The organism is Serratia sp. D1N4 (assembly GCF_054552755.1).
Genome location: NZ_CM137274.1, coordinates 1860376 through 1873133, shown reverse-complemented (window position 1 = coordinate 1873133; position 12758 = coordinate 1860376). Strand labels below are relative to the sequence as shown.

General features: G+C 52.6%; 8 protein-coding genes. 4 read left to right on the top strand and 4 right to left on the bottom strand.

All coding sequences use genetic code 11. The features are described 5' to 3' along the window. Positions 1–49: 49 nt before the first annotated feature. Positions 50–2923 (bottom strand): two-component system sensor histidine kinase RcsC, encoded by a 2874-nt coding sequence (gene rcsC / locus ACX1CU_RS08005; RefSeq protein ID WP_459402053.1) that lies wholly within the window; start codon positions 2921–2923, stop codon positions 50–52. A gap of 299 nt (positions 2924–3222) precedes the next feature. Further along, positions 3223–5868, bottom strand: a complete 2646-nt coding sequence (gene gyrA, locus ACX1CU_RS08000; RefSeq protein WP_459402052.1) for a DNA topoisomerase (ATP-hydrolyzing) subunit A — start codon at positions 5866–5868, stop codon at positions 3223–3225. A gap of 178 nt (positions 5869–6046) precedes the next feature. Here gyrA and ubiG point away from each other — a divergent pair, with 178 nt between their 5' ends. The 4 genes from ubiG (at position 6047) to yfaE (ending at position 10954) form a co-directional block, all read left to right on the top strand. Beyond that, entirely contained in the window at positions 6047–6772 is a 726-nt protein-coding gene (gene ubiG / locus ACX1CU_RS07995) for a bifunctional 2-polyprenyl-6-hydroxyphenol methylase/3-demethylubiquinol 3-O-methyltransferase UbiG (protein WP_459402051.1), read from the top strand. Between the two features lie 432 nt (positions 6773–7204). Further along, positions 7205–9493 (top strand): class 1a ribonucleoside-diphosphate reductase subunit alpha, encoded by a 2289-nt coding sequence (gene nrdA / locus ACX1CU_RS07990; protein WP_459402050.1) that lies wholly within the window; start codon positions 7205–7207, stop codon positions 9491–9493. A 69-nt stretch (positions 9494–9562) separates the two neighbouring features. Further along, the gene (nrdB, locus tag ACX1CU_RS07985) at positions 9563–10693 is read left to right on the top strand and encodes a class Ia ribonucleoside-diphosphate reductase subunit beta (RefSeq protein WP_459402049.1); all 1131 of its coding nucleotides are present in this window, start codon (positions 9563–9565) and stop codon (positions 10691–10693) included. Beyond that, on the top strand, positions 10694–10954 hold the full coding sequence (gene yfaE / locus ACX1CU_RS07980; RefSeq protein ID WP_459402048.1) for a class I ribonucleotide reductase maintenance protein YfaE: 261 nt from the start codon (positions 10694–10696) through the stop codon (positions 10952–10954). Positions 10955–11022: 68 nt separating this feature from the next. Here yfaE and ACX1CU_RS07975 read toward each other — a convergent pair whose 3' ends face one another. Further along, complete coding sequence (locus ACX1CU_RS07975) at positions 11023–11166, bottom strand: Hok/Gef family protein (RefSeq protein ID WP_459402047.1); 144 nt, start codon at positions 11164–11166, stop codon at positions 11023–11025. Positions 11167–11395: 229 nt separating this feature from the next. Further along, positions 11396–12592, bottom strand: coding sequence for a nicotinamide mononucleotide deamidase-related protein YfaY (locus ACX1CU_RS07970; protein ID WP_459402046.1), 1197 nt, complete (start codon positions 12590–12592; stop codon positions 11396–11398). Positions 12593–12758: the final 166 nt, after the last annotated feature.

Sequence of the window (12758 nt, the reverse complement as noted above, 5' to 3'; positions counted from 1 at the left end):
CCAGGGGCGAACGAAAAAGGGCGCATCAATTATGCGCCCTTTTGTTTTTCTACACCTCTTCCGTTTCGATCCTGTTCCGCCGCACCTGCTGGCTGTAATAAGACAACGTCTGATTAAGCGTTTCCAAGGTTACCGGCTTCGACAGGCAATCATCCATCCCAGCCTCGATACAGCGCTGTTTCTCTTCCGCCAGAGCATTAGCCGTCACGCCAATCACCGGAGCGACAAAATGCAGCTGACGCAAGCGCTGCGTTAAACGGTAACCGTCCATATTTGGCATATTTACGTCGGTTAGGACGATATCCACCGTATTGTGATTCAAGACCGCCAACGCATCGATACCATCATTAGCGGTAATCACCTGATAACCCAGCGAAGCCAGTTGATCAGACAACAAGCGGCGATTGATCGGGTGATCGTCCACCACCAGCAAACGGATATCTCCGTTGTCTACCGCGCTGGCTTTCGCTGGCAATGGCAGTTGTACCAAGGGTTTGAGATGCTCATTATCAACACCGAACAGGCGGTTCAATAACACAATGGTGTCCCGCGATGTCGACGTGCTGTGTACCCAGTAACCCGGATGCGTTTCCAATGAAGGCCCAATATGCCCGATAGAAAATTCAATTTGCGCCAATAATGGTGTTGCCACTTGCAATGGGTAATCGCTGAGTAAAACATCGCCCGCTGCCGTATCTTGCCCTTCATGGCGCAGTACGAGCGCGCCATACCCCCCGAGAATGGTCATCAGATAACTTTCCAACCGTTGGTTACGGATCTGCAACCACAGGGTTTTCCCCTGCCAGGTGTCGCTGGCCTGTGGCAGCGGGAACTGTGCCCCGAACAGGGGAATGCGGATGTTGAACATACTGCCGAGCCCTGGCTCAGACTCTACGGCGATATCACCATCCATCAGGTTGATGAGCTTCTCGCAAATCGCCAACCCCAAACCCGTGCCCTGGAAGTGGCGCTGCACTCCGCTGCCGACCTGAAAGAAAGGATCGAACAAGCGGGGAATTTCTTTCTCTGGGATGCCTACGCCCGTATCGCGCACGCTGAACTCCAGATAGTTGTTACGGGTACACACTTGCAAAATGATGCAACCGGTGTCGGTAAACTTGATCGCATTACTCAGCAGATTGGATAAAACCTGCTGCAAACGCACCGGATCGCCATGAAGACGCTCTGGGACGTTTTGTTCGATGAAACAGTACAACCCGAGGTGTTTCTTCACCACCAGCGGCAGATAGTTGCCCGCAATATGGGTGATCACTTCCAGGCAAGAGAACTCACGCGGTTCAATTTTTAATTGCTCTGACTCAATTTTGGAGAAATCCAGGATGTCGCTGATGATCTTCAGCAACAGCCCCGATGAGTTGTTCATCGCATTAACCAAGCGCTCCACCCCTTGCGGCAACGCCTTGGTCTGTAGCAGATCCAGGTTACCAATAATGCCATACAGCGGGGTACGCAGCTCATGGCTAACGGTGGCCAGGAACATCGATTTCGACTGACTGGCCTGCTCCGCCGCCGCCGCCATCTCCTGCAACGACTCTTCCATCTTCACGCGAGCGCTCACATCCACCAGCACGCAGATCGCCACATCTTCATTACGATAGCGGGAATGCACAAAACTGATTTGCAGGTTGTTATTATTGCTGGTCATCACATCAACAAAGTTCGCCTGCTGTTCGCAGATAATCCGTGTAATGCGTTCGCGATCTTCGTGAGTCAACAGGTTGATATAGTTGTGCGCCAGCTCATTACTCAGAATATTGCTGCCGTCACTGATACGCAGAATACAGATCCCGACCGGGGCCGAAGCCACGATCTTGCGGTTGAACTGCTCATGTTCCTCAAGGCGGAAAGCATTCTCCTCCGCAGGCAGGAACATTTTGCGCTCAAACAACCAAGCCAGGCTGAACAGCACAGCAGCCGACAGTAAGTTCAATAGCACCGCATTCAGGATCAATACCTTGAAGCGCTCCGCTACACTCTTCACCGGCAGTGAATACACGATACTGAGCGATGATGGTGGCAATGCCTTCTTCATGATCAGATCGTGATAGCTATCGACATAGCCAAAATACGTGTGAGCCTGCGGATACATATAAAGCGAAGAGGCATAGCGATCGCCGTTTGTCAGGCGTAACACCGGTTCGCTGTTATCATCCAGTAGCGTGACGCTCACCGGCAGGTTGCCCGAAGTAATAAAATCCTCCAGACGAATGGTTTGCTCAATCCCCAGCAACGCTTCCAGCTTGTTGCCAATATAGATAGGCGTCATGACATACAGATAGCCGACGTCTGGCCGTTGAGCGCTAGGGCTGACCCAATAGAGATTGTTGCCTTTATCCAGGCTGTTGGTATTGCGGTATTTCAGTATCTGCTCATGCAACGATTTCAGGACGTTCTGCCGATCGGCCGTACCATTGCTGCTGCCAAACTCCGCCATACACAGACTGTCACCGCCAATGAAAAACACCCGATTAAGATCATAGGCGGCAACAAAATTTTCTTTCCAGTATTGGATCAGGCTGTTCAGCGAAGTGAGAGATTCGTGATAAGCCGTATTGAGGGTGCAGTTGGACTCAGGGTAAAGCGGAATAAAATTTACCGGGGTATTATTTTTACCGTTAATGACACCGGTAAACACATCCAGGCTGCCAGCCGAACGGTTAAGTCGATTTTCCGCCATATATTTGATATCGCGGATAATGTCAGAGGAATGGCGGATATACCCCTGCGCCTGATCGAAATTGAGGTTAAATTCCTGTCGGATATCCGATTCTTTCTCATGCAGGATATCCAGAATATAAAACGTCGTCAGCAACGCCCCCAGCGACCACAGCATGAGCGCCAGTACCCGGAACAGATAGCGGGAAATCTTTAAGGTGGTACGGAAAGAGGCTAGATATTTCAATCGGATACCATATCAAAATGAGCGGTAACGCACGTATTCATCACAAAAATGACTATTCTGGGAAACGCCGATGGATCATATACTCTAAATAATTCGAGTTGCATGTAGGCGGCAAGTCCGGGAGTCACCGGGAGCATAGACAACTATGTGACTGGTGCGAGTGGACACAGCCAACACCCATGCAACTTGAAGTATGACGAGTATACCGGCAATTAAACCATATAACTGAAAAAGGGCCTAGCATCGCTGCCAAGCCCTTTGTTTCACCGCTGATAACAGGTCGTTATCTACGGTAAGCCTTATGCGTCTTCGTCATCCAAGTCGTCAGGCGCGATGTCGTCACCGTCATCAAGCGGCGTACTGTCTTCTTCCGCTTCCTCAACACCCGGTTCAAGGCTATCCAATTCCTCGTCCTCAACCGGTTCTGCGACACGCTGCAAGCCAACGACGTTCTCGTCCTCGGCGGTGCGGATCAGCGTCACGCCCTGGGTATTACGGCCAACCACGCTGACTTCCGCAACGCGGGTACGTACCAAAGTACCGGCATCGGTGATCATCATGATCTGATCGGTGGTTTCTACCTGTACTGCGCCAACCACCCGACCATTACGCTCGCTCACCTTGATCGAGATAACCCCTTGGGTCGCACGCGACTTGGTAGGATATTCCGTCACCGCAGTGCGCTTGCCATAACCATTCTGGGTTACCGTCAGGATATCGCCTTCACCACGTGGAATGATCAGCGAAACCACGCTGCTGCCTTCACCGAGGTTGATACCCCGGACACCGGTGGCAGTACGGCCCATCGAGCGAACCTGCCCTTCAGGGAAACGCACCACTTTACCGTTGGAGGAGAACAGCATCACTTCGTTGCTGCCATCGGTCAGATCCACGCCAATCAGTTCGTCGCCCTCGTTGAGGTTAACGGCGATGATGCCCGCACTGCGCGGACGGCTGAATTCAACCAACGCTGTTTTCTTCACGGTACCGCTGGCGGTGGCCATAAACACATGGCGGCCTTCTTCGTACTCACGCACCGGTAGAATGGCGGTGATACGTTCGTTGGCTTCCAGCGGCAACAGGTTGACGATTGGACGACCACGCGCACCACGACTGGCTTCAGGCAATTGATACACCTTCATCCAGTACAAGCGGCCGCGGCTAGAGAAGCACAGGATCGTATCGTGGGTGTTGGCCACCAGCAGGCGATCAATAAAGTCTTCTTCTTTAATACGGGCGGCAGACTTGCCTTTACCACCACGACGCTGTGCTTCGTAGTCGGTCAACGGCTGGTATTTCACATAGCCCTGATGCGACAGCGTAACCACCACATCTTCCTGGTTGATCAGGTCTTCGATGTTGATGTCAGAGGTGTTGGCAGTGATTTCAGTACGGCGATTATCACCAAACTGATCGCGTACCGCTTCCAGCTCTTCACGGATCACTTCCATCAGACGATCTGGGTTTTCCAGAATAAAGATCAGCTCAGCGATCACGTTCAGCAGTTCTTTATATTCGTCCAGCAGCTTCTCGTGTTCCAGGCCGGTCAGTTTCTGCAAGCGCAGATCCAGAATCGCCTGAGCCTGCTGCTCGGTCAGGTAGTACTTACCATCACGGATGCCGAATTCCGGCTCCAACCATTCTGGGCGCGCGGCATCGTCACCGGCACGTTCCAACATGGCACCCACGTTGCCCAAGTCCCAAGGCTGCGCAATCAGCGCAACTTTCGCTTCGGCCGGGGTCGGCGCACGGCGGATCAGTTCGATAATCGGATCGATGTTGGCCAACGCAATCGCCAACGCTTCCAGGATATGCGCACGATCGCGGGCTTTACGCAGTTCGAAAATGGTACGACGGGTCACCACTTCGCGGCGATGGCGAACAAATGCCTTCAGAATATCTTTCAGGTTCAACAACTTCGGCTGGCCCTGATGCAGCGCCACCATGTTGATACCAAAGGTAACCTGTAGCTGGGTCAGCGAATACAGGTTGTTCAGCACCACTTCACCGACCGCGTCGCGTTTAACTTCAATCACGATGCGCATACCGTCTTTATCAGACTCGTCACGCAGCGCGCTGATGCCCTCAACGCGTTTCTCTTTCACCAGTTCGGCGATCTTCTCGATCAGGCGCGCTTTGTTCACCTGATACGGAATTTCATGCACGATGATGGTTTCGCGGCTGGTTTTGGCGTCGGTTTCCACCTCAGCACGGGCGCGGATATACACTTTGCCACGGCCGGTACGATAAGCTTCTTCAATACCACGGCGACCATTGATGATCGCTGCCGTTGGGAAGTCCGGGCCTGGAATGTGTTCCATCAGGCCTTCGATGCTGATGTTTTCATCATCGATATAGGCCAGACAGCCACTGATAACCTCAGACAGGTTATGCGGCGGAATGTTGGTCGCCATACCCACGGCGATACCGGATGAACCGTTAACCAGCAGGTTTGGAATTTTGGTCGGCATAACCGCCGGGATCTGCTCGGTACCGTCGTAGTTCGGCACGAAGTCGACGGTCTCTTTTTCCAGATCCGCCAGCAGTTCGTGAGCAATTTTCGACATGCGCACTTCGGTGTAACGCATTGCCGCGGCGGAGTCGCCATCGACAGAACCGAAGTTACCCTGGCCGTCCACCAACATATAGCGCAGCGAAAACGGTTGGGCCATGCGGACAATGGTGTCATAAACCGCACTGTCACCGTGTGGGTGGTATTTACCGATGACGTCCCCGACGACACGGGCCGATTTCTTGTAGGGTTTATTCCAGTCATTACCCAATACATTCATCGCGTACAGAACGCGGCGGTGTACCGGCTTCAGTCCATCACGAACATCTGGCAGCGCACGCCCGACAATAACGGACATCGCATAATCCAGATACGAGCTTTTCAGCTCATCTTCGATATTTACCGGTGTGATTTCTCTGGCAAGGTCGCTCATGGAGCTGCTATCCCTCATACTGAATGATTCATCTGCCCTGGCATAGTGCCAAAGGGGTAAAACTATATCACAAAGCGCGCTTTACTGGAAAATATACCCGGCAACTTAGCGTTATTGGGGCAACTGCGCCGGAACATGTATAATCCGCACAATAGAAAATCAGGAGTCAATAACACCCATGAATGCAGAATCATCCCGCCACGTGCAGAATGTTGATCACCAGGAGATCGCCAAGTTTGAGGCTGTGGCCTCACGCTGGTGGGATTTGGAAGGTGAGTTCAAACCGCTACACCGGATCAATCCGCTGCGCCTGAATTATATCATGCAACGCGCAAACGGCATTTTTGGCAAGAAGGTGCTCGACGTCGGCTGCGGCGGCGGAATTCTGGCAGAAAGCATGGCGCGCGAAGGCGCTGATGTCACCGGCCTGGATATGGGAGCCGAACCGCTGCAGGTAGCGCGCCTGCATGCGCTGGAAAGCGGTATGCAGGTCACCTATGTGCAGGAAACGGTAGAAAGCCATGCACAGGCTCACCCCCAGCAGTATGACCTCGTCACCTGCATGGAGATGCTTGAGCACGTTCCCGATCCGGCCTCCGTGGTCCGCGCCTGTGCCCATCTGGTGAAGCCTGGTGGCCATGTGTTCTTCTCCACCATCAACCGCAACACCAAAGCCTGGCTGATGGCGGTGATCGGGGCGGAATACGTCCTCAAGATGGTGCCACAGGGCACGCACGACCATAAAAAATTCATCCGCCCTTCCGAGTTGATTGGCTGGGTGGACGGCACGCCACTGCGTGAAAAACATATGATTGGCCTGCATTACAACCCTATTACCGATCATTTCAAGCTGGGCCGCAATGTAGATGTGAACTATATGGTTCATACCCAGCACGAAGGTTAACCTGGCTACCGCGCTCTGGAGCTGGCTTTGCTGGCTCCAAAGGGCTGCAATTTTAAGATAAATACCCAATTTATTGGCTTTCGATCAAAAAACACGATGTAAAGGGTTTTTAAGAATATTAAATCAGATCAATATGCCGTTTTTTTCTAACGTTTAATAAAACGGCAAACGATCCAAGTTTTCTAGATTTTAGTAAAATCTTATCCCGCTTATTGACAAGCTTGTCGTGCCAGTCACAGTGCGCACTTGGAACGGGCAGTAAAATTTCACCCCCAAGTTATCCACAAAATAGGTCGGTTTTGTTCACTTGCAAACGCCCTGCTTTCTCACTATCTTGTTACTTCACCGACACCCACCCCCTATATGTAGTGTTTACATACTGAGCAGAGCGACTACACTTTTTGCTTAGGGGAATCATACGGACAGGTAAAAATGAACCAAAGTCTACTTGTAACTAAACGCGATGGCCGTAAAGAGCGCATCAACCTCGACAAAATCCACCGGGTCATCGACTGGGCCGCAGAGGGTTTACATAACGTCTCGGTATCTCAAGTAGAGTTACGTTCACATATTCAGTTTTATGACGGTATCAAAACCGCCGATATTCATGAAACCATCATCAAAGCTGCCGCCGATCTGATCTCCCGCGATGCGCCGGACTATCAGTATCTGGCGGCTCGCCTGGCCATTTTCCACCTGCGTAAAAAAGCCTATGGCCAGTTTGAACCACCAAAGCTGCACGCTCACGTGGTGCGCATGGTGGAGATGGGCAAATACGATAAGCATCTGCTGGAAGACTACACCACTGAAGAGTTCGAGCAGATGGGCTCCTTTATCGATCACTGGCGCGATATGAATTTCTCCTACGCGGCAGTCAAGCAGTTGGAAGGCAAATACCTGGTGCAGAACCGCGTGAGCGGCGAGATCTACGAGAGCGCGCAGTTCCTGTATATTCTGGTTGCGGCATGCCTGTTCTCTGGTTATCCGCGTGCCACCCGTCTGGATTACGTAAAACGTTTCTATGATGCGATTTCTACCTTCAAAATTTCTCTGCCTACGCCAATCATGTCTGGCGTGCGTACCCCAACCCGTCAGTTTAGCTCCTGTGTGCTGATCGAGTGCGGTGATAGCCTAGACTCCATCAACGCCACTTCCAGCGCCATTGTGAAATACGTTTCGCAGCGTGCAGGGATTGGTATCAACGCTGGCCGCATCCGTGCGCTGGGTAGCCCGATCCGCGGCGGTGAAGCCTTCCATACCGGCTGTATTCCGTTCTACAAGCACTTCCAGACCGCGGTGAAATCCTGCTCGCAGGGCGGCGTGCGTGGTGGTGCCGCTACATTGTTCTACCCAATGTGGCACTTGGAAGTAGAAAGCCTGCTGGTGCTGAAAAACAACCGTGGCGTTGAGGGGAACCGCGTGCGCCATATGGACTATGGCGTGCAGATCAACCGCCTGATGTATCAGCGCCTGATCAAAAACGAAGATATCACCCTGTTCAGTCCATCCGATGTTCCAGGGCTCTACGACGCTTTCTTCGCCGATCAGGACGAATTTGAGCGCTTGTACACCCGTTACGAGAAAGACGACAGCATCCGCCAGAAACGGGTGAAAGCGGTGGAACTGTTCTCACTGATGATGCAGGAACGTGCCTCTACTGGCCGTATCTACATTCAGAACGTCGACCACTGCAATACCCACAGCCCGTTTGATCCGCAGGTCGCTCCGGTGCGCCAGTCCAACCTGTGCCTGGAAATCGCCCTGCCAACCAAGCCGCTGGATGATGTGAACGATGAAAGCGGTGAAATCGCGCTGTGTACGCTGTCAGCCTTTAACCTGGGTGCTATCGATAGCCTGGACGACTTGGAAGAGCTGGCGACTCTGGCCGTGCGTTCACTCGACGCGCTGCTGGATTACCAGGACTACCCCATCAAAGCCGCTTACCGTGGTGCAATGGGCCGCCGTACCCTGGGCATTGGCGTGATCAACTACGCTTACTATCTGGCGAAGAACGGCGTGCGTTATTCCGATGGCAGTGCCAACAACCTGACTCACCGGACCTTTGAAGCTATCCAGTACTATCTGTTGAAAGCGTCGAACCGTCTGGCTCAGGAGCAAGGGGCCTGCCCGTGGTTCAATGAGACCACCTATTCGCAGGGCATTCTGCCGATCGACACTTACAAAAAAGACCTGGATGTTATCTGTAGCGAACCGTTGCATTACGACTGGGAAACTCTGCGTCAAGAGATTAAAGAAACCGGCCTGCGCAACTCAACGCTGTCTGCGCTGATGCCGTCGGAAACCTCTTCACAGATTTCCAACGCGACCAACGGCATTGAGCCGCCACGCGGCCATGTCAGTATCAAAGCATCGAAAGACGGCATTCTGCGTCAGGTGGTGCCCGAGTATGAACGTCTGAAAGACAACTACGAACTACTGTGGGAAATGCCGAATAACGACGGTTATCTGCAACTGGTTGGCCTGATGCAGAAGTTTATCGATCAGTCGATCTCTGCCAACACCAACTATGACCCAACCCGTTTCCCAGGTGGCAAGGTTCCAATGAAGCAGTTGCTGAAAGACCTGCTCACCACCTACAAGTTCGGCGTGAAGACGCTGTATTATCAGAACACCCGTGACGGTGCGGACGATATCCAGGAAGACATGCAGCCAGCCAAAGGCAGTGATGACGACTGTGAAAGCGGCGCCTGCAAGATCTAACGTTTGACACAGCGGGCCAGGGTTCTTCTGGCCCCTTTAATTCAGCACGGCACTAATGGATTCAAGCTTATGGCTTACACCACTTTTTCTCAGAACAAAAACAACCAGTTGCTTGAGCCGATGTTCTTCGGCCAGTCAGTCAACGTGGCGCGTTTTGACCAGCAGAAACACGAAATCTTCGAAAAGTTGATCGAGAAACAGCTCTCCTTTTTCTGGCGTCCGGAAGAAGTTGACGTTTCGCGCGATCGCATCGACTATCTGGCGCTGCCGGAACATGAAAAACACATCTTCATCAGCAACCTGAAATACCAGACCCTGCTGGATTCCATTCAGGGCCGCAGCCCGAACGTAGCGTTTCTGCCGCTGATTTCGATCCCGGAACTGGAAACCTGGGTGGAAACCTGGTCATTCTCTGAGACCATCCACTCGCGCTCTTACACCCACATCATTCGTAACATCGTTAACGATCCGGCAGTGGTGTTTGACGATATCGTCACCAATGAAGAGATCCTCAAGCGCGCGAAAGACATTTCCGGCTATTACGACGACCTGATCGAAATGACCAGCTACTACCATCTACTGGGTGTGGGTACGCATCAGGTTAACGGTAAAACCGTTACCGTGAATCTGCACGCCATCAAAAGGCTGTTGTATCTGTGTGTGATGAGCGTTAACGCGCTGGAAGCCATCCGCTTCTACGTCAGCTTTGCCTGCTCGTTTGCTTTCGCCGAACGTGAATTAATGGAAGGCAACGCCAAAATCATCAAGCTGATCGCCCGCGATGAAGCGCTGCATCTGACCGGTACCCAGCACATCATCAATCTGATGCGATCAGGTGCCGATGATCCAGAGATGGCCGAGATCGCCGTAGAATGCCAGCAAGAGTGCTATGACCTGTTTGTGCTGGCAGCGCAGCAAGAGAAAGAGTGGGCCGAATACCTGTTCCGCGACGGCTCCATGATTGGCCTGAACAAAGATATTCTGTGCCAGTACGTGGAGTACATCACCAATATCCGTATGCAGGCGGTGGGTTTAGGCTCACCATTCCAGACCCGTTCCAATCCAATTCCGTGGATTAACGCCTGGTTAGTTTCGGATAACGTACAAGTTGCACCACAGGAAGTGGAAGTGAGTTCCTATCTGGTGGGCCAGATTGACTCGGAAGTCAACGCTGACGACCTGAGCGATTTCGAGCTATAAGTGGCTGAATCAACCGTAACGCTGCGTGCCACCGGTACGCAGCTCTCCTGCCCCGAAGGCGAAAATTGCCTGCTTGAAGTGCTGGAGCTGCACGACGTTGCGGTGGAATATCAGTGCCGCTCCGGCTATTGCGGCGCCTGCCGCATGAAGCTGCTGAAAGGTAAAGTCGCCTATCGCCAGCAGCCGCTGGCATTTCTCAACGAAGGTGAGATCCTGCCCTGTTGTTGCATGCCTTTGATGGATATTGAGCTGGAAATATAAAGTCGGGTGCCTGAAACCCACGCCAGGATACCAGAAGGCGGGGTTTCCCCCGCCCAATGATTACCACTTCACGTACAGGTTAACGACATTAGGATAGTGATATCCTTCTGGTAGATTGCCAACCCACAAAACCGGTCTTTAATCATCCAGATAAATATTAAAACCGTAATGCATACAACCGCTAACGCATACAGCGCATGTTTTTTATACATGGCTTGCCTCCTTGCTGTGAAGGGGCTACCATAACGGTGTCTAGGCGTTAGGGCAGCCCCATTCTGATTGAGAGTCAGTCTGGGGCTTTCTTCTATCCGCCTTGCCACACAATGCCCAAGACGAACAGTCTCAAGCACCCGCAAAGAGTGTAACAGCATAATCCCACGCCGAATATCCCCCATAATGTTATGATTAATAAGGGATATATCACCGCGCTGAAGGTATAAGTTATTCGATAATTTCCACAATTTCCAGCCAGCTATTCTTGCCACACACTTTTTCGCCATTCAACCAGCGGCGCAGCATATCCAACGCCAACATCGCCACCGATTCCTGACGCAACCGCAGGCCATGGCGTGTTGCACGATAACTCACGGTTTGGCCAACACCGCCCTTAGGCGTATGCAAGGCTACGCTGACGCGATCGCCTTCCAGTGCGCTAACCGCCAGCGCCAATGGTGAACCAGTGAGCTGAGCCAAAGACTGCGCGCGCGCCAACACCGTTTCCAGCGGCTCGGAGCAGTGCGCTGGCAGCAACTCGCCTCCTGCCAGCGGTGCTGCTGCGTTCTGCAACTGCAGATTGATTAAACCCGCGGTAAATTGCTCGCTCAGAGCCAATTTCAACCCCTGCTGCTGCAAGCGTTCTGCCAGTGATGCGGGTAACCCTGCCGTGCCTTCAAAAATCTTGTTGTCCCCCGCCACTTCGCGCACCCGCTCCCATGCCTGCTCCATCGCAGCCTGCTGGTTGCGTGGGCCTGTCAGCTTCAATTCAATAATTGGGCTGGAAGAGCGATACCCCAGCACCACGCCTGGCGGTAATGCCATGCCGTCTAACTCAGCAGCCAGATCGCTTTCCGACGTACCAAAGGTGGTCAAACGCAAACATAGCGGGGGTTCTGGCAGAGTCAGATGTTGACGCAGGCGCGGTAAAATCTGCTCTTCAACCATCACTTTAAATTCAGAAGGCACGCCGGGCGTGAAGAACATCTGGCATTTATTGAGCGTCAGCGCGAAGCCACAGGCGGTGCCCACACGGTTATCCAACATTTCAGCATTGGCCGGGATCTGAGCCTGTTTACGATTAGACGCCGCCATCGGGCGGCCACGCTCCGCGAAGAAGGCTTCCATACGGGCAATCCATTCAGGATGCTCAACCAAACCAACGCCACAGGCATTGGCCGCCGCCAGCGCGCTGAGATCGTCGCTGGTTGGCCCCAAACCCCCGTTGACGATCAGCACATCGGCGATATGGCTGCGTTCCTGCAATATTTCCACCAAAGAGGAGAGGCTATCCCCCACCGTTTCGCGTCCGCTCATCGGTAAACCTTGCTGGAACAGATAATCCGCCAGCCAGGCCGCATTGGTATCTATAATTTGCCCATGCAGCACCTCATCACCGGTGCTGAGCATCTCCACCCTTAACATTGGTCTCTCCCGCATTGTTGACTCATCCATTCGGCTGCGATCGGCAACCCCGCAATTTGCAAGATGAAGGGTATGCAGAAGCCTGTAAACAACTTTTCACTGCACATGAAACGATATTGCTTATCTAAAGCATTTTTTACTGCTACAGCATCACCCTAGCATCGTA